The sequence below is a fragment of the Vibrio sp. 10N.222.54.E6 genome (assembly GCF_041473955.1).
GTDB lineage: Bacteria > Pseudomonadota > Gammaproteobacteria > Enterobacterales > Vibrionaceae > Vibrio > Vibrio tasmaniensis_A.
This window is the reverse complement of record NZ_JBFRTD010000014.1, coordinates 184,790-205,376: the sequence shown is the minus strand read 5'-3', so window position 1 is coordinate 205,376 and position 20,587 is coordinate 184,790. Positions and strand designations below refer to the sequence as shown.

Below are 20,587 nucleotides of genomic sequence, written 5' to 3'. Positions count from 1 at the left end.
TATTAAAGTTTGTTGCGATACGGCAATTGATGTAAATCAACAAAGTGAATGGAATTAACATTCTCGCGTTGTTAGCATGCTGTTAACATTATAGAATCCTCTTAAATCACTAAAAGAATGATTGAAAGGCGTACTGGATCTACGTTATTGGGCAATACTTCAAGGAAGGCAGATAGCTGGAAGTAAGTGTTTTTTTGAAAACTTTAAGTTATCATCAAAAATACATTACCTGTATGTTATGTTTTGCCTAGAATTTATTCTATTAGCACAGTTTCGTCACAAATTTAGGTACCGCCAAATGCAAACCCCGCAGATTCTTATCGTTGAAGATGAGCAAGTAACTCGTAACACTCTAAAGAGTATTTTTGAAGCAGAGGGATATGCTGTTTTTGAGGCTAGCGACGGTGAAGAGATGCACCAAGTGCTATCTGATAACCAAGTTAACCTTGTAATTATGGACATCAACCTTCCAGGTAAGAATGGCCTACTACTTGCGCGTGAACTACGTGAGCAAGCAAATGTAGCGCTTATGTTCTTAACTGGTCGTGATAATGAAGTTGATAAGATCCTTGGCCTAGAAATCGGCGCTGATGACTACATCACTAAGCCTTTCAACCCTCGTGAGCTGACTATCCGTGCACGTAACCTTCTTAACCGTTCAATGAGCACAAGCTCTGTTCAAGAAGAAAAGCGTAGCGTTGAGAAGTACGAGTTCAATGGTTGGGTACTAGATATCAACAGTCGTTCTCTGGTTAGCCCAGATGGCGAAGGCTACAAGCTACCTCGTTCAGAGTTCCGTGCTCTACTTCACTTCTGTGAGAACCCAGGTAAGATCCAAACACGTGCAGACCTTCTTAAGAAGATGACTGGCCGTGAGCTTAAGCCACACGATCGTACTGTAGACGTAACAATCCGTCGTATTCGTAAGCACTTTGAATCTGTTTCTGGTACACCAGAAATCATCGCGACGATTCACGGTGAAGGCTACCGCTTTTGTGGTGACCTAGAAGACTAATTCGATTCGCGCTTCTGGCCGTTTAGTTCTTGCCGTCGATTAGCACTTCTAAACCGATAGCACTCTAACCAGTTAGTACTTATAAACAGTTAGTACTTCTAGCAATCGAAGCGTGAACAATCGTTATTAAAAAGGGAGAATGCCAACGCATTCTCCCTTTTTTATTGTTCATTGTTCATTGTTCGCTAAGGTTTTAGTAAACCGTATCTACCTTCACGTCTTTCTCGACTAACCACTTCACGGTTTCGCCATCTTTGAGTTCAATCGCAACATCAACAGGCTTATCACTGTCGATCTCTAACTGCCATACAAAAGCGACTTCCCACTGCGTTTCACTATGTGTTCTTAAATCTAGATCGTCAGCAGTTACCAACAAGGTATCTGCACCCTGTTTAACCGTCACACTCTCAACCGCAAGTGTTGCTGGTAATTGTGAGTCAGACTCTAGGTAGATAGCACCATGCAAAGTCTTATCTTGAGCCTCCCCAATCGTAGGCATTTTGTTGTGCCACAGGTTGCTTTTCATTGTGACTGTCGCTGCAGATACTTCGACTTGATTATCTTGCTGCCATTCTACTTGTGGCGCAGAACAACCCGCTAATGCTACTACACATGCGGCAAATGCTAATTTTTTCATCATTCTTCTACCTTTGATTTAACCAACTCTTTAAGACTTCAATATCATTTTGGTATTCGTTATTTATTTCATCAACCCAATCTGAAATGTTCTCCCACCACGCAGGCATATCTGGAGATTGAGCTTTCTGAGCAACTTGCTGTATGCGTTTCAGGCCAATGGAACCTGCTGCACCTTTAATCTTGTGTGCCTCAGAAACGATACTGTCTTGATCTTTCGCAACCATATTGGAATTCAATATTTCCATATATTCCGGCATCATATCTTCAAACATCACGATACTATCCAAAACAGGTTTCGACCCGACAATGTCAACATAAGACTCTAGCATATCAATATCAAGCAAAGTGGTATCAATCGTTGAAAGAGCCGGCTTACTCGCTGTTACTTTCTCAACACCTGCTACTTTTTCAACATCCTTTACTGTATCAATGCCCTCGGCTTTCTCAATAACCTCTGGGGCATCCTCAATCAACTCGCTGATGACATCCTGGATTGCACGAACCGACAGTGGTTTACTGATCGCTTCATCCATGCCTTTCTGGAAATACTCTTGCTTATTGTTTAATACATTCGCGGTTAATGCCACCAAAGGCGGCAATTGGCTATATTTCTCGCGGTAGTATTGGGCAATGTCGAAACCAGTCATATCTGGTAACTGGATATCCAGTAATACCAAGTCATAATCTTTCGGGTTGAAAACGATTTGTGCCTCTTTACCCGTCATTACGACTGTCACTTCATGCCCTAGGCTTTCAAGTAAAGAACGAGCTACTGTGATATTGAGCTCAATGTCTTCGACCATGAAAATCTTAAGGTTGGACTGCTTTCTTGGCGTTTTGATCAAAGCCTGAGTATCGTGATTAACTGGAACTCGAATCGAAATCGTAAAGGTACTACCAAACCCCTCTTCACTGGTGACTTCAATGTGACCATCCATCATATTGATCAGCTGTTGAGATACAGCAAGACCAATTCCGGTACCGACAGCGTGTAAATTGTCTGTTCCCGACTTTACCTGATAGTACATCGCGAAGATCTTCTCGATTTCGCTTTCAGGGATACCAATCCCGGTATCTTCTACTTCCATCGTGATGTTGGCAAAGTCGCCATCAATTTCAGCGCTGACCGTCATCACGACACCACCATCTTTGGTGAACTTCATCGCGTTGCTTACAAGGTTCCACAATACCTGTCTAAGACGAGTACCATCCACCTCAACTGCAGATGGGAGATCGGACAATCTTTCTAGATCAAACCTCAACCCTTTCTGCTCTGCCATTAACGCAGAAATGCTTTCGATCTCAACAACGAAATCTTCAAAATTGATAGGGGTTGGGAATAGCTCAAGCTTACGGCGGTCGAACTTATCCATGTCGATAATATCGTTAAAGATATTACCCAGTGTCACCGCACTCACCTTGATGGTTTGCATCTGCTTACGCTGCTCGGTCGTCAGCTGGCTATCCAATAACATGCGGCTCAAGCCGATGATGCCATTGAGCGGTGTTCTTAACTCGTGGCTAATGGTTGAGATAAAGGTGGTCTTATCGCGACTGGCTTTCTCTAGTGATTCTTGGTGCTCTTTACGCTCGGTAATATCACGACCAAAACCAACCAAGCCAAGGTGGCGACCATCTTTACTGTAGAAAGGCACCTTACGCAGCTCGAAGTAACTCTTACGTCCATCGGGGTATTCAAGCCATTGGTCATAGGTCAAAGCTTGGTTGTCAGCAAAGACTTTCTTATCGGTTTCAACAACTTGCTGGGCTACCTCTTTGCTGTAGACATCCCAAGGCGTCAAACCAACTAGCTCTTTTTCTGTTTTGCCCGTGAGTTCTTCAACCGCTCGGTTGCAACCTGAAAACACACCATCTTCATTGCGATAATAAATGAGGTCAGGCGAGGCATCGATAAACGAACGCAACAGCGCCGTACGTTCTGCTAATTCAAGCTGAGTTCGCTCACGCTGAAACACTTCGTTCTCAAGATCATGCATTGCTTCTGCACGCGCTTCTTCGGCTTTTTCACGATCTTCAATTTCTTGGTTGAGCTTTTCGATATTGAGTTGCAGTTTATTGTTGAGTTCTTGATCTCGCTCTCGCATGTCACCCAGCTTAGAGACCAATTTAGCCAACCTTTGGCGAGACTCTTCCAGTTGATCGACCACGACTGAGAGAAAATAGACCGCCCAAGGTGTGATCACTAAACCGAAGAAAACCGAACGGACAATGTCGATATCATCAACATTACCTTTGAGTGCGAGGGTGATACCGACTTGTACAACAACAGCAAGGGCAACAAGCGCTAGGGCGAGTAAGATAGAAAAGCGGACAATCCCCAATTTTACGAGCAGATCCACGTAATACTGGGCAAGATTTTTCATGGGTTTCATTTAGCGCTCCACGCGATAAGACTAGCAACATTCTACCTTGTTTGAAGAAAGTAGGTAAGCTAGCTACATCACACGCAGCAAGAGATTAGCGGTAATATCGAAGGTTAATCAACCAATATTAATACTAACCAAGCAATATCAATACTAGCCAAGCCACATAAATATTAGCCAAGTAATATAAATGCTAAACAAGAAAAAGACGGAGTCACTAAGTTACCCATTCTATAAAGTTAGTGAATAGAGTATGGATGCACTATCGAACGATTTCGACCATCAGATTTCGCTTGATACAACGCACTGTCAGCCAAGGCAACAGCAGACTCCATTTCGTCATCAGGTGTTGGTATATAAGAGACAATACCAATACTCACCGTGATGGAGTCAGACACTGTAGACTTCTCATGAGCGAGTCCTAGTTTTTGCACTTCATCATGAATTCGACGAGCGACCATAAGCGCACCTTCTGTGGTTGTGTTTGGGAGAATAAAGCCAAACTCTTCACCACCGTACCGAGCCACGCAATCCGAAGAGCGATTCAACACCTGCTTAAAGGCTTGTGAAACCTGAATCAAAGCATCGTCTCCTTGTTGGTGTCCATAGAAATCGTTATAGCCTTTAAAGAAGTCGATATCACACAGCATGATCGTCAACGGCAACTTCTCACGCACATGATGATGCCACAATGTAGACAGCTGCTCATCGAAGCGACGTCGATTGGATACCTGAGTTAAACTATCCATAAAACTGAGGCGCTCAAGCTCTAAATTGGCTTCTTCAAGTTTCTGCTCGGCGAGGTAACGTTCTGTGATATCACGTGCCATGATCAGTACACCATTGGTACTCGATGCAGGGTCTCTAAAAGGCGACTTCACTACATCATACCAAGTAAACTCTCCATCACTTGAAACCAGTTTGTCGATGTAACGCAACGAGTTACCTTGATGAAGTACTTGGTGATCACTCTCTGATACGCGCATATAAATGCTATTTGGTACTACGTCTTGTAGACGTTTACCCACTAAGTCACTGACTTCAGAAATACCCAACGCTGCCACAAATGGCTTATTACACGCCTGGTAAACCATATTTTCGTTGAAGATACCAATCGAGTCAGGGCTCGCTTCCAAGATGTTTTGTAAAATGGTGTCACGTTGTGCAAGTGCAACTTCAGTATCTTTACGCTTTTCCATTTCCCCACGCAGTTGTTGCTGCATGTCATGCCAATCCGTCACATCGTGACTTATCGAGAGCGTACCTATGGTTTCCCCACTTTGCGAGAGCAAGACACTTTGATAGGTTTCAAGGAGACACCCCTTACCATCTTGGTCTGTGGTCCATGAGCGCTCACTGACACGACCTTTTAAGGCACCACTAGACACACTTAAAGTGCCCTCTTCAGGGCGACCATGCCAAAACTTTTTAAACGCACGATTACTCGCGACCAATTCACCCTTTTGATCGATGACATAGACCAACTCAGATAAAGAATCCAAAGCGGTACGAGCAACATTGAGATCACGAACCTCTTGGGAAATCTCTTCGTTGGTACTTTTATAAGGGGAAGCATGTATCATCCAAGCCTTTCTACTTCTAAAGTGGATCTTACGACCCACCAAGTTGATCTTAAAAGATTCAAATTCAGAAAGAACCCAGGACGAGAGATACTCAAACGTTCGAGAGTTGATGTGATCAGTGAGGTAATGACGAAAACTATTCTCAGCTTCCACTGTTGGAAAACGAAAGTGAGTACCGATTTGGCGGATACCAAGCAGCTGCATGGCTTGGCGATTGGCGTACAAGATCTCGCCACTTCGGATGTCAACAAAATAAAGAGGTGAAGGCGTAGCGAGAAGAAGCTGTTCAATATATGACTGGTAACGTAAATAAATATGCCAGCAGATGAGACCTATCAGCAATAGAACAACGATATATATACCGTAGCCATACGCCCTATCCCATAACCAAGTCATTACCAGTTCCATCTGCTCTCAATCTATGCTTATAAATTCTGTGAGGGAAATGTTACCACTATTTGTTGGTTTTATCTGCTGTTACCTACAGTCACCCATTCCTATCAATTGGTCGCGTTTAAAACAGGTTGCGTGTACTCGAATGCAAAGCCTGTTTTAATGCCTTGTGCGCCGGTTTTATCAAGCGAACGACCAATCTCAGTCATCGCCAACCAGCGGTTCTCACACCATAAAGGGGAGAGTAGTGTCGGGCGTCTCGCCGCAGAAGATACACGATGATAAACCACGTCCGCTGGTGTGCGTTGAATGATCTCACTCGCGATATCAATGTACTCCTCAAGGCTTGGTGCTTCTAGCTTTCCTGCCTTCCAGGCTTTAGCCATGGTACTGCCTTCAACAATATGAAGCCCGTGAAGCTTGATACCATCAGTGCCAGCCGCTAATACCTTATCTAGAGTTTCAAGGTTATCCGCTTTGGTTTCTTTGGGCAGGCCGACAATAAGGTGAGTACATACCTTGATTCCTAAAGCACGTGCGCGCTGGGTGATCGTTTCATACACAGTGAAATCGTGTCCGCGGTTAATTCGCTTGAGGGTTTTGTCATTGGCTGTTTGCAGGCCGAGCTCTAGCCAAATTTCGTAACCTTGCTTAACGTACTCCGCGAGCAGATCGAGTACCGCATCCGGCACACAGTCTGGTCTCGTGCCAACACAAAGGCCAACAATCTCTGCTCCAGGTGCTTTTAGAGCCTCTTCATACATATTCTTGAGTACCTGCACCTCAGCGTAAGTACTGGTGTACGCCTGAAAATAAGCAAGATACTTCTTGGCACGAGCGATTTCACCCGCACGATCTGTTAATTGATCAGCAATACTTTGAACTTGAGTTTGTTCATCGGCAAAAGAAGCTACGTTGCAGAAGGTACAACCGCCACGGCCAATTGTCCCGTCTCGGTTTGGGCAACTAAACCCACCGTGAAGTGTCAGCTTGTGAACCTTCTCGCCATAACGACGTTGGAGATCTTGGCCGATAGTATTAACTAACTCGTGTAATTGCATATTTTCAAAGCACTCAAGTAAATAAGAATGAATATCAGTCTTTTTTGAAAAAAAATTACATCCCTGCAAAATTCGACCAATTAGTTTACGCAAGGATTTTTGCGAGCAACCTATCAAATATCAATAAACATGCAAAAAATAAGCTCTATTTGCCTAATGTTGCACATTTGTTAGGCATTAAATTCAAAACAAAACGAAAAAAATGGTCTACATCGGTTAACTTTCATTGCAATTCGCCTAGACAAAATTGTAGGATACTTACACATATTGGCTATTTCTGAGTGTTTACTTACATCGAAAACTTGCCAATAAGTCGGTGATGTCCATACCCCACCTATATAAACCACTAGTTTGTGGTCAAAAACAAACGGATATCACTAAGGATTGTTTTTCTCGCAATACTTTTCCTGCGAGATACGGAAAGGATTCAAACCGCCAGCATAGGCAGGTTTAGACCCATAAATATAAAAGGACAAGGCTAACTTTATACAAAGAAGTTGCGCCTAGATTTAACTGGAAGGATGTATCTATGGTAGATCAAGAGCAGAACTCACAGGGTCTGTATACTCCTGAATTGGAGCATGACGCTTGTGGTATCGGTTTTGTTGCTCATCTTAAGAATCGCAAATCTCATGATGTAGTAACTCAAGCACTCGATATGCTTGCACGTATGGAACACCGTGGCGGCCAAGGCTGTGATCCGTGTTCTGGTGATGGTGCAGGTATCCTGCTACAGAAGCCACACGAATTCTTACTAGAAGAAGCCGTAAAGCTTGGAATTAAACTGCCATCTTTTGAAAAATATGGTGTTGGTGTTGTACTTTTCCCTAAGGATGAATACAAACGTGCACAGTGTCGTGACATTCTAGAACGCAATGCACAGCGCCTTGAGTTAGAAGTTATCGGTTACCGTGAACTTCCAACTGACAATTCAATGATTGGTGCTGACCCACTAAGCACTGAACCTCAATTTGAACACGTATTTATTTCTGGCGGCCCTGGTATCACACCAGAAGAGCTTGAGCGTAAACTGTATGTTCTACGTAACTACACTGTTCGTGTATGCCTAGAAAGCGTGTCAAACATCGGTGACGACTTCTACATCAACTCTATGTCTTACAAGACATTGGTGTACAAAGGTCAGCTAACAACAGAACAAGTTCCTCAGTACTTCCTAGACCTGCAAAACCCAACCATGGTGACAGCTCTAGCACTGGTACACTCTCGCTTCTCTACCAATACATTCCCTCGTTGGCGTCTGGCTCAGCCTTTCCGTTACATCGCGCATAATGGCGAAATCAATACGGTTCGCGGCAATCTAAACTGGATGAAAGCACGTGAAGCAATCCTAGAGTCGGATCTGTTTACACAAGCTGAAATCGACATGCTGCTTCCTATCTGTCAGGAAGGCAGCTCGGATTCATCAAACTTCGATATGGCACTTGAGCTACTTGTTCTTTCAGGTCGTACTCTGCCACACGCATTAATGATGATGATCCCTGAAGCATGGCAAGAAAACAAAAACATGGATCCAACTCGTCGTGCGTTCTACCAGTACCACGCGAACGTAATGGAACCATGGGATGGCCCGGCATCAGTATGTTTCACCGATGGTGTTCAAGTCGGTGCAACGCTTGACCGTAATGGTCTGCGCCCTTCTCGCTACACAGTGACAAAAGACGACTTCCTAGTAATGGCGTCTGAATCTGGCGTAGTTGAAATCGCACCAGAAAACGTTGAATACCGTGGTCGTCTACAGCCTGGTCGTATCTTCGTTGCTGACCTTGAGCAAGGCCGCATCATTTCTGACGAAGAAGTGAAAGACGGTATTGCTAAAGCACAACCCTACGAAAAATGGGTTGAAGAGAACCTTCTGAGCTTGAAAAAGCTACCGGATGCGAACAACGAATTTAACCAACCTTCTCCAGAAAAATTGCTTCATAAACAACAATCGTTTGGTGTGAGCTCTGAAGAAGTAAACGAAATCATACTACCTCTTGCGAAAACAGGCTACGAGCCACTTTCTGCAATGGGCGCTGACTGGCCGCTAGCGATTCTTTCTCATCAATCGCAGCACCTTTCAAACTACTTCAAGCAATTATTTGCACAAGTAACAAACCCGCCAATCGATCCGATTCGTGAGCGTATGGTTATGTCTCTGAACACTTACCTAGGTAAGGATCAGAACCTACTTGCTGAAACGCCTGAACACTGTCAAAAAGTAGAACTTGAATCTCCAGTTCTGTCTAACTCTGAGTTAGAGAAGCTACGTGCAATCGATAACGAGCACCTTCAAGCGAAGACGCTGGATATCGTATTCCAAGCAAACGGAGACAACGGTAAGTTAGAGCGCGCACTTAAGCGTATCTGCCAATACGCAGAAGACGCTGTGATTGATGGCTACTCTATCATCCTACTGACAGACCGTGCGGTTAACTCTACCCACGCCGCTATTCCAGCAATGCTGGCAGTTGGCGCGGTTCACCACCATCTTATCCGTAAAGGTCTAAGAGCTAAGTGTGACATTGTTGTTGAAACGGGCGATGCTCGTGAGACACACCACTTTGCAACGCTTATCGGCTACGGTGCGAACGCAGTTAACCCATACCTAGTTATTGAAACGATTGTTGAACTGCAACGTACGAAGAAGCTAGATCCAAACGCACACCCGCGTGAGTTATTCGATAACTACCGTAAAGGTGTCAACGGCGGTCTACTGAAGATCTTCTCTAAGATGGGGATCTCTACGCTACAGTCTTACCACGGTGCACAAATCTTTGAAGCACTTGGTGTAAGCAAGTCAGTGGTTGAAAAATACTTCACTGGTACTGTTTCTCGTATCCAAGGTCTAACGATCGATGATATCGCACGAGAAGTGCTAGTTCGTCACCGTGTTGGTTACCCAGCTCGTGAAATCCCAGCTCAGATCCTTGATGTTGGCGGTGTTTACCAGTGGAAACAACGTGGTGAGAAGCACCTATTCAACCCTGAAACCATTTCTCTACTTCAAGAGTCGACGCGTAACAAAGATTACGGTCAATTCAAGAAGTACGCAAAAGCAGTCGATGACCAAGGCGACAACGCAGCAACGCTACGTAGTCAACTGGATTTCATCAAGAACCCTGCAGGCTCTATTCCTCTAGCGGAAGTAGAACCCATCGAGAACATCCTTAAGCGTTTCGCAACCGGCGCAATGAGCTTTGGTTCAATCTCACATGAGGCTCACTCAACACTGGCTGTTGCAATGAACCGCATTGGCGCGAAGTCAAACTCAGGTGAAGGTGGTGAAGATCCAGCTCGTTTCGAACGTAAAGAAAACGGTGACTGGGAGCGTTCAGCAATCAAACAGGTGGCTTCTGGTCGCTTTGGTGTAACGTCTTACTACCTATCTAACGCTGATGAGCTGCAAATCAAGATGGCTCAAGGTGCGAAACCTGGCGAAGGTGGTCAACTACCTGGTGATAAGGTTGATGATTGGATCGGTGCAACACGTCACTCGACTCCGGGCGTAGGTCTTATTTCTCCACCGCCACACCACGATATCTACTCAATCGAAGATTTGGCTCAGCTGATCTACGATCTGAAAAACGCGAACCGTAACGGCCGTGTAAACGTGAAGCTAGTTTCGGAAGCAGGTGTAGGTACGATTGCATCAGGTGTAGCAAAAGCGAAAGCTGACGTAGTACTTATCGCAGGTTTTGATGGTGGTACGGGTGCATCTCCTATGTCTTCTATCCGTCACACAGGTCTGCCTTGGGAACTGGGTCTAGCGGAAACGCACCAAACACTACTGAAAAACGGCCTACGTAACCGTATCGTTGTTCAGTCTGATGGTCAGATGAAAACACCTCGTGACCTTGCAGTTGCAACACTGCTTGGCGCTGAAGAATGGGGCGTAGCAACAGCAGCACTTGTTGTTGAAGGCTGTATCATGATGCGTAAGTGTCACAAGAATACATGTCCTGTTGGTATCGCAACACAAAACAAGACCCTGCGTGAGCGTTTCGACGGCCGCGTAGAAGACGTAGTAACGTTCTTCCAATACATGGCAGAAGGTCTGCGTGAAGTAATGGCTGAACTGGGCTTCCGCTCTATTGATGAGATGGTTGGTCAATCGCACAAACTTAAAGTTCGTGATGACATCGGTCACTGGAAGTACAAGAACCTAGATCTAACACCAGTACTGCATATTGAGCAGGCTCGTGCAGAAGATGGTATCTACAACCAGACAACACAGAATCATAATCTTGAAGACGTTCTAGACCGTAAGTTGATTCAGGCTGCAATCCCAGCGCTTGAGAAAGGTGAAGCGGTTACCGCTCAGTTCCCTATCATCAACACGGACCGTTCAGCAGGCACGATGCTGTCGAACGAAATCTCGAAAGTTTACAAAGACCAAGGTTTACCACAACCAATGAACGTTAAGTTCTACGGTAGTGCTGGCCAATCTTTCGGAGCGTTCCTTGCGAAAGGCGTAAAATTCGAAGTAGAAGGCGACGCGAACGATTACTGGGGTAAAGGTCTGTCTGGCGGTACGTTGGTACTGTACCCAGATGCGAAATCTTCTATCGTTGCGGAAGATAATATCGTGGTGGGTAACGTATGTTTCTACGGTGCAACCTCAGGTGAATCTTTCATTCGCGGTATGGCTGGCGAACGTTTCTGTGTTCGTAACTCAGGTGCGAAGGTTGTAGTTGAAGGTGTTGGTGACCACGGTTGTGAATACATGACAGGTGGCGCGGCAATTATCCTTGGCTCAACGGGTCGTAACTTTGCTGCAGGTATGAGTGGCGGTGTCGCTTATGTTTGGGATAAAGCAGGCGACTTCGAAACCAAGCTCAACGCAGAACTGGTAGACCTAGATCCAATTGAACAAGAAGATAAAGATCTTCTACTAGATATGCTAACGAAGCATGTTGAATTCACAGGAAGTGAAGTTGCTCAGTCTTTCCTAGACAACTTTGAAGTAAGTGTCGCATCACTAGTTAAAGTAATGCCACGCGACTACAAAGCAGTTCTTGAGAAGCGTAAAGCTGAAGCACAACAGGCACAAACGGAAGAAGTGGAGGCAGTATAATGGGTAAGCCTACTGGATTTTTAGAACACGGTCGTGAGCTTCCAAAAAAGCTCGATCCGTCAGTTCGAATTGAAGACAACAAAGAGTTCGTACTTAACGAAGAGTTTGGTGAAAAGATCAATACTCAAGCCTCTCGTTGTATGGACTGTGGCGTACCTTTCTGTCACAGCGGTTGTCCGATTGGTAACATCATCCCAGAATTCAATGATGCGGTTTACCGTGACAGCTGGGAAGAAGCTTGGAACATTCTAAGCTCTACCAATAACTTCCCTGAATTTACAGGTCGTGTGTGCCCTGCTCCTTGTGAAAGCGCTTGTGTTCTTGGTATCAACCAAGACCCAATCACTATCTGTAATATCGAGAAAACAATTGTAGAAACTGCGTACCGTGAAGGGTACGCAAAACCTAAGACACCACGCTCACGTACGGGTAAAACAGTTGCGGTTATCGGTTCAGGTCCTGCAGGCTTAGCCGCAGCTGAGCAACTAAACAGTGCCGGTCACTCTGTGACGGTATTTGAACGTGACGAGAAAGTCGGTGGCCTACTGCGTTTCGGTATCCCAGATTTCAAACTGGGTATGGATGTGATTGATCGTAAGATCAACCTAATGGCTGAAGCTGGCGTTGAGTTTAAAGTGAACCAACACATCGGTGTTGATGTTAATGCTCAACAGCTACGCCAAGAGTTTGATGTGGTATTGCTAACGGGTGGTTCTACGGTTCCACGTGACTTGCCAATCCCAGGTCGTGAGCTGAAAGGCGTTCACTTTGCCATGGAATTCCTTGGTCAAAACAACCGCCGTGCCAACGACTTAGACCTAAAAACAGAAGAGCTTCACGCTAAAGATAAGCACATTGTGGTTATCGGTGGTGGTGATACGGGTTCTGACTGTGTGGGTACATCAAACCGTCATAAAGCAGCAAGCATTACTCAGGTTGAGATCATGCCGATCCCACCAGAGAAGCGCCCTGCTAATATGCCTTGGCCTCAATACCCAATGATCATGAAGACCACCACTTCTCACGAAGAGGGTTGTGAACGTCATTGGAACATCCTGACTAAAGAGTTCATCTCTGACGATAACGGTAATGTAACCGGACTTCGCATTGCTGACATCGTTTGGCAAGATGCGAAACCAGGTGAACGTCCAAGTTTTGATGAAGTAGCAAACTCTGAACGTGTTATCCGTTGTGATATGGCATTTCTAGCGATGGGCTTCTTACACCCAGAACCAACAGGTGTACTGGCTCAGCTAGACATTAAACTGGATGAACGCGGCAACGTGGCCTCTGAAGGTTATGCGACCAACCAAAAAGGCGTTTTCGCTGCTGGTGATATGCGTACTGGCCAGTCTCTGGTTGTACGTTGTATTAATGAAGGTCGTGAATGTGCAATTGCCATTGATGACTTCTTAATGGGTAACTCAAACTTAGAAGCGAAAGCTGATTCACTCATGCTTTCCGCATAATATTTCTCGGGCTAATGTCGTTGACGTTAGCCTAGGGAAAAAGCAACACCCTTCCTAACTTTTATATTTGGCTAGCACTCGATGCTAGCCTTTTTTCTATCTGGCCTTCCACTCTTTCTCAATCACTCCAGCAGTGCATGTTAAATCCCGTTAACATCTAGCTTTTATATCTCATTGATCTTCATCGACTATTTTAGATTATTACGTGGCTAATCGCGTTTACACATGATAATTAACCATGAACTTGACCTTAAACACAATTAGCTATACGTTGTAAAGCTGATGAAAATAAAACCAATCGGTTTTGTTAACACAACCAATAACGTTTTAGCTAGCTAAAAACAAACTATCAGTTTATATAAGAACAAGTTCATAAAAAATAACAAGTACATGAATAGTTAGTCATTTACTGTCTGGATGACAGCGAAGCAAAAGGGAGAATTGCAATGGCTCTATATGATCCTAGTCTTGAAAAAGACAACTGTGGATTTGGTTTAATAGCGCAAATGGAAGGCCAACCGAGTCATAAGTTGGTACGAACTGCTATTTCAGCCCTCGATCGCATGACACACCGTGGTGGTATCGCTGCGGATGGTAAAACCGGAGATGGCTGTGGCTTATTGCTACAGAAGCCCGACTCTTATCTCAGAATTATTGCTGAAGAGAATAACTTCAAGCTCGGCAAGCAATACGCTGTCGGCATGATTTTTTTCAGCCAAGACCCAATCAAAGCGCAATCGGCGCAAGACATCGTCAATAAAGAGCTCGCTCAAGAGACTTTAACCGTAGCGGGCTGGCGTATCGTGCCAACCAACACCGACGTATTAGGCCCAATCGCCAAAGATTCTGTTCCCAATATTCAGCAAGTGTTTATCTCGGCCCCTGCGGGTTGGCGTGAACGCGATATCGAACGACGCCTATACATCGCTCGTCGTCGAATTGAAAAGCAGATTACCGAAGACAAAGATTTCTATATTTGTAGCCTGTCGACTCAAGTCATGGTCTACAAAGGCTTGTGTATGCCCGCCGATCTTCCGCGATTTTACCTCGATCTTGCTGACTTACGTATGGAATCAGCAATATGTCTGTTCCACCAGCGTTTCTCAACTAACACACAACCGCGTTGGCCATTGGCTCAACCATTCCGTTATTTGGCGCACAATGGTGAGATCAATACCATTGAGGGTAACCGCCAATGGGCCAAGGCTCGTGCCTATAAATTCTCTTCACCGCTGCTGCCCGATTTACAAACGGCCGCACCTTTTGTGAATGAGACAGGATCAGACTCCTCAAGCTTAGACAACATGCTCGATCTATTCCTTGCCGGTGGTATGGATGTGTTCCGAGCGATGCGTATGCTTGTGCCGCCCGCTTGGCAAAACCACCCAGACATGGATCCTGAGCTTCGTGCCTTTTACGATTTCAACTCCAAGCACATGGAACCGTGGGATGGTCCTGCGGGTATCGTACTGTCTGACGGCCGTTATGCTGCATGCAACCTCGACAGAAACGGATTACGCCCTGCTCGCTATGTGATCACAAAAGACAACCTAATCACCTTGGCTTCTGAAGTCGGTATCTGGAATTATGCGCCAGACGAAGTGGCAGAGAAAGGACGTGTTGGCCCTGGTGAACTGCTCGTTATTGATACGCGTCGCGGTAAGCTATGGCAGTCGAACGAGATCGACAATGATCTTAAAGGCCGTCACCCATATAAAGAGTGGATGGATAAAAACGTTCACAAATTAACACCGTTTTCCGCACTAGCAGATGACCAAGTCGGTAAGCGTAATTTTGATGATGACACCCTAAAGACCTATCAAAAACAGTTTGCAATGAGCAACGAAGAGTCAGACCAAGTACTGCGCGTACTCGGTGACATGGGACAAGAAGCGGTCGGCTCGATGGGCGACGATACACCAATGGCAGTACTGTCTTCGAAAGAGCGCCTCATTACCGACTATTTCCGTCAGAAGTTTGCTCAAGTAACCAATCCACCGATTGACCCTTTGCGTGAAAAACACGTTATGTCTCTGGCAACCAGCATCGGCCAAGAGATGAATGTGTTCTGTGAAACCGATGGGCATGCTTACCGTGTGACGTTTGATTCACCCGTTCTGCTTTATTCTGATATGCAGCAACTTCTGCAGTTAAATCAAAAGCATTATGGCCATACGATTCTTAGCATGCACTATGACCCAGCAGAAAAAGATCTCGAACAAGCCATCAACGACTTGTGTGATCGTGCGGTTCAAGATGTACGTGACGGCGCCGTTTTGGTTGTGCTTTCAGACAAAGCTTTAGAGAAAGGTAAGCTACCCGTTCCGGCAGCCATGGCGGTCGGTGCGGTGCAAACTAGACTTGCAGACACCAACCTGCGTTGTGATGCTAACATCGTGGTTGAAACAGCAACCGCACGTGACCCACACCAATTTGCCGTACTGCTTGGCTTCGGCGCAACCGCGGTTTACCCGTATCTCGCTTATGAAGCTCTGGGCAAAATGTTGGACGAGGGTTCATTAGATAAAGACTATCGCACTGCATTGCAAAATTACCAAAACGGCATCAACAAAGGTCTGTATAAGATCATGTCGAAGATGGGTATATCGACAATTGCTTCGTATCGCTGCTCGCAGTTATTTGAGGCGGTCGGCTTACATACCGATGTCGTTGATTTGTGTTTCCGTGGCGTAACGACTCGTATCCAAGGCGCTAGCTTTAGCGACTTCCAACAAGATATCTATAATCTATCTCGTAAAGCATGGACTAAGCGTAAACCACTGGAACATGGTGGCTTACTCAAATATGTACATGGCGGCGAATACCACGCGTACAACCCAGATGTAGTCAGTACCTTGCAAACCGCCGTAAAGACAGGTGAAACCTCAGATTATCAATCTTTTGCGAAGCAAGTTAATGCTCGTCCTGCTGCTATGCTACGCGACTTAATGAGCCTCAAAAAAGCCGATCAACCTCTGCCACTAGAACAAGTCGAGCCAAGTAGCGATCTCTTTAAACGCTTCGACTCGGCAGCCATGTCGATTGGTGCCTTGAGCCCAGAAGCGCACGAAGCACTGGCCATGGCGATGAACCGCTTGGGTGGTTACTCCAACTCTGGTGAAGGTGGTGAAGATCCACGACGCTTTGGTACTGATCGTAACTCCCGTATCAAGCAGATAGCTTCCGGTCGTTTTGGTGTGACGCCACATTACTTAACCAATGCGGATGTTTTACAAATCAAAGTCGCACAAGGTGCGAAGCCAGGAGAAGGCGGTCAACTACCGGGCCATAAAGTCACGGCAGAAATCGCTAAGCTGAGATACTCAGTTCAAGGCGTGACTCTGATCTCTCCTCCTCCACATCACGATATTTATTCTATCGAGGATCTGGCGCAGCTGATTTTCGACCTTAAGCAAGTTAACCCTAAAGCCTTGGTTTCAGTAAAGTTAGTATCTGAACCGGGTGTAGGCACCATTGCTACGGGTGTAGCGAAAGCTTATGCCGACTTGATTACGATCTCCGGTTACGACGGTGGTACCGCGGCAAGCCCGCTGACTTCAGTGAAATACGCAGGTTGTCCTTGGGAGCTTGGCTTAGCCGAGACTCAACAAGCACTAGTTGCCAACGGACTTCGTCATAAGATCCGTCTGCAAGTCGATGGTGGTTTAAAAACCGGCCTCGACGTCATTAAAGGCGCGATTTTAGGTGCAGAGAGCTTTGGTTTTGGTACCGCACCAATGGTCGCCATGGGTTGTAAGTTCTTAAGAATTTGTCACCTAAACAACTGTGCAACGGGTGTTGCGACTCAAGATGAAACACTACGCCGTGAATACTTCAAAGGCCTGCCAGACATGGTGGTGAACTACTTTACCGGCCTAGCCGATGAAGTTCGCCAGTACCTTGCAGAACTTGGCGTAGAGAAACTTACTGATCTGATTGGTCGTACTGACTTGCTTGAAGCCGTTCAAGGCCTCACTGCGAAACAGAGCAAACTGGATCTCTCTTCAATACTCGAAGCTCCAGTATCTCCAGAAGGTCACCCACTGTTTTGGACCGAGCCAAACGCACCATTTGATAAGGCTCAGCTCAACCAACAGATCCTTGATGATGCAATTGATGCGATTGAGAAACGTCAATCCACCAGCCTTTACTACAACGTGATCAACACCGATCGCTCGATTGGTGCTCGTATCTCTGGTGAAATTGCCAAACGTTACGGTAACCAAGGTATGGCTGGCTCACCAATTAAGTTGTATCTCGATGGTACAGCAGGCCAATCCTTTGCAGTTTGGAACGCCGGAGGCGTCGAGCTATATCTGACAGGTGATGCCAATGACTATGTCGGCAAAGGCATGGCGGGCGGTAAGGTGGTTATCAAACCTCACCAAGGCACTGCATTTGTTTGTAACGAAGCGACCATCATAGGTAACACTTGTTTGTATGGTGCGACCGGAGGCAAGCTATTTGCAGCAGGTACTGCAGGCGAACGATTTGGCGTGCGTAACTCAGGCACCGTTGCCGTGATTGAAGGTGCAGGTGACAATGCCTGTGAATACATGACCGGTGGTATTGTTGCCATTCTTGGCGCAACCGGAGTGAACTTCGGCGCCGGTATGACAGGTGGGTTTGCTTATGTGATGGACAAGAATGAAGACTTCCAAGGCCGTGTAAACAACGAGTCGGTCGAAGCACTTTCTCTGTCTGACCTATTTATCCACCAAGAACACCTGCGCGGCTTGATTGCAGAGCACTTAGAAGAGACTGGCTCAGTACACGCTGAAGCTATTCTGGCGAACTTTGATGAATGGATTCCAAAGTTCTACCTAGTGAAGCCGAAGACGGCGGATCTCAACACCTTGCTCGGTCACCAAAGCCGCAGCTCTGCTGAACTTCGTGTTCAAGCGCAATAATTGGAAGGAGCCAATCATGAGCCAGAATGTATACCAATTTATTGATGTGAATCGCGTAGACCCAGCGAAGAAACCAATCAAGATACGTAAGATTGAGTTTGTAGAGATCTACGAACCTTTCACGAAACAACAAGCTAAGGCACAGGCCGACCGCTGTTTAGACTGTGGTAACCCCTACTGTGAATGGAAATGTCCTGTTCATAACTACATCCCTCAGTGGCTTAAGCTTGCCAATGAAGGACGCATTATCGAAGCGGCTGAACTGTCCCACCAAACCAACAGCTTACCTGAGGTGTGTGGACGAGTTTGCCCTCAGGATCGACTGTGCGAAGGATCTTGTACCCTCAATGATGATTTCGGCGCAGTAACCATCGGCAACATTGAAAAATACATCAATGACAAAGCGTTTGAGATGGGCTGGAAGCCAGACATGTCTCACGTTGAATGGACCGACAAAAAGGTCGCGATCATCGGGGCTGGCCCAGCAGGTCTTGCTGCCGCTGATATCTTAGTTCGAAACGGTGTGAAGGCCGTGGTATTTGACCGCTACCCCGAGATCGGTGGCCTGCTGACGTTTGGTATCCCATCGTTCAAGCTTGAGAAAGGCATCATGGAAAACCGTCGCCGTATCTTTAGTGGAATGGGCGTGGAATTTAAGATGAATACCGAAGTCGGTAAAGATGTTCAACTGCAACAACTGGTCGATGACTATGATGCTGTTTTCTTGGGTGTCGGCACCTATAAAAATATGCGTGCTGGGTTAGACAACGAAGAAGCACCGGGCGTTTATGATGCCCTACCATTTCTTGTTTCCAACACCTACAAGGTCATGGAGCTGGATAACCCAACGCCATTCATCGACATGAAAGGCAAAAAAGTGGTTGTGCTTGGTGGTGGTGATACAGCCATGGACTGTGTCCGAACCTCGATTCGCCAACATGCAGCTAATGTTGTCTGTGCTTACCGCCGAGATGAAGCCAATATGCCGGGCTCTCGCCGTGAGGTGAAGAATGCGAAAGAAGAAGGCGTGAAGTTCATGTTCAACCTTCAACCATTAGCACTGGAAACCGATTCATCCGGTCATGTGACTGGCGTAAAAGTGGTGAAAACAGCCTTGGGTGAACCAGATGAGGCAGGCCGCCGTCGTCCTGAACCGGTTGAAGGCAGTGAGCATGTTCTTGAGGCTGATGCCGTGATCATGGCATTTGGTTTCCAACCTCATGCAATGGAGTGGCTAGAACCATTTGGTGTAGAGCTCGACCAATGGGGGCGTATCAAAGCTCCCGGCAAACAAGAGTTTCAATACCAAACCACCAACAGCAAGATATTTGCCGGTGGCGATGCTGTTCGAGGATCTGACTTAGTGGTAACCGCTATCGATGAAGGCCGTAAAGCCGCAGAAGGGATCTTGGACTACCTAGAAGTGTGATTGATATAGGGTTTTCTTTATTACTCAATTCGTTACTATAAAAAAGGATCCAATGATGGATCCTTTTTTCAATTCGATACGTTTGATAACAAGCACAACGATAAATAAGTAGAACAATCGCAAAAGAACCAATAGCGAGAACTACAAAAACAACATCATAGGAATCACGATGAAAAAAGCCGCTCTCCTTTCTCTATCTCTTTTGACTTTAACCGCTTGCAGCCAAGGAATCACGGACATGAAAGACAGAACTTCATCACCTTGTGGAGACAAACCAAACTGCGTATCAACTCAAGATGACCGTGAGCAGCATGCATTGGCCGCGTTTGAGTTATCAGATTCAGCAAACTTAGATGCGATTGAGCAGGTTGCGCTGACCTTACCAGGTTCGAAAACCGCGAGCAAAACAGAAGATTACCTGCGTGTTGAATGTACCTCTCGCATCATGCGCTTTGTCGATGACTTAGAGCTTAAGATCACTGATGGCAAACTGATCGTGCGTTCAGAGTCTCGCACTGGCCATTCTGACTTTGGCGTCAACCGAAAACGAGCGGATCAACTTCGTGCTAGCTTGAAAAGCGAAGGCTTAATCAAATAGATAAAAGAATACACAGATAAATCGTCTGT

The 20,587-nt window shown here is 45.9% G+C and carries 10 protein-coding genes; 6 read left to right on the top strand and 4 right to left on the bottom strand.

Annotated elements, in window-relative coordinates; genetic code table 11:
- The first annotated feature begins 298 nt into the window (after positions 1-298).
- Positions 299-1,015 carry a two-component system response regulator ArcA gene (gene arcA / locus AB4513_RS10200; protein ID WP_004741534.1) on the top strand — a complete coding sequence of 239 codons (717 nt, stop codon included), beginning with the start codon at positions 299-301 and terminating at the stop codon, positions 1,013-1,015.
- Positions 1,016-1,208: 193 nt separating this feature from the next.
- On the opposite strand, the gene AB4513_RS10195 is transcribed toward arcA, so the two are convergent.
- From AB4513_RS10195 to AB4513_RS10180, 4 genes are all read right to left on the bottom strand, one after another.
- Positions 1,209-1,652 carry a hypothetical protein gene (locus AB4513_RS10195; protein ID WP_012603236.1) on the bottom strand — a complete coding sequence of 148 codons (444 nt, stop codon included), beginning with the start codon at positions 1,650-1,652 and terminating at the stop codon, positions 1,209-1,211.
- 7 nt (positions 1,653-1,659) lie between these two features.
- Positions 1,660-4,047 carry an aerobic respiration two-component sensor histidine kinase ArcB gene (arcB, locus tag AB4513_RS10190; RefSeq protein ID WP_009848408.1) on the bottom strand — a complete coding sequence of 796 codons (2,388 nt, stop codon included), beginning with the start codon at positions 4,045-4,047 and terminating at the stop codon, positions 1,660-1,662.
- A gap of 230 nt (positions 4,048-4,277) precedes the next feature.
- A complete protein-coding gene (locus tag AB4513_RS10185; protein WP_012603234.1) occupies positions 4,278-6,029 on the bottom strand; it encodes a diguanylate cyclase in 1,752 nt (583 codons plus the stop codon).
- A 92-nt stretch (positions 6,030-6,121) separates the two neighbouring features.
- A complete protein-coding gene (locus AB4513_RS10180) occupies positions 6,122-7,075 on the bottom strand; it encodes a TIGR01212 family radical SAM protein (protein WP_009848406.1) in 954 nt (317 codons plus the stop codon).
- A 529-nt stretch (positions 7,076-7,604) separates the two neighbouring features.
- On the opposite strand from AB4513_RS10180, the gene gltB (AB4513_RS10175) reads away from it, so the two are divergent.
- The 5 genes from gltB (AB4513_RS10175) to AB4513_RS10155 all read left to right on the top strand — a co-directional run bounded on the left by gltB (AB4513_RS10175) (position 7,605) and on the right by AB4513_RS10155 (position 20,558).
- Positions 7,605-12,152: a glutamate synthase large subunit gene (gene gltB, locus AB4513_RS10175; RefSeq protein ID WP_009848405.1), complete on the top strand. Its 4,548-nt coding sequence runs from the start codon at positions 7,605-7,607 to the stop codon at positions 12,150-12,152.
- On the top strand, positions 12,152-13,621 hold the full coding sequence (locus AB4513_RS10170) for a glutamate synthase subunit beta (RefSeq protein ID WP_009848404.1): 1,470 nt from the start codon (positions 12,152-12,154) through the stop codon (positions 13,619-13,621). The genes gltB (AB4513_RS10175) and AB4513_RS10170 overlap by 1 nt, the downstream gene beginning before the upstream one ends.
- Before the next feature lie 446 nt (positions 13,622-14,067).
- Positions 14,068-18,531 (top strand): glutamate synthase large subunit, encoded by a 4,464-nt coding sequence (gene gltB / locus AB4513_RS10165; protein ID WP_102257733.1) that lies wholly within the window; start codon positions 14,068-14,070, stop codon positions 18,529-18,531.
- 16 nt (positions 18,532-18,547) lie between these two features.
- Complete coding sequence (locus AB4513_RS10160) at positions 18,548-19,960, top strand: FAD-dependent oxidoreductase (protein ID WP_009848402.1); 1,413 nt, start codon at positions 18,548-18,550, stop codon at positions 19,958-19,960.
- A gap of 169 nt (positions 19,961-20,129) precedes the next feature.
- Entirely contained in the window at positions 20,130-20,558 is a 429-nt protein-coding gene (locus tag AB4513_RS10155; RefSeq protein WP_102257734.1) for a DUF1499 domain-containing protein, read from the top strand.
- Positions 20,559-20,587: the final 29 nt, after the last annotated feature.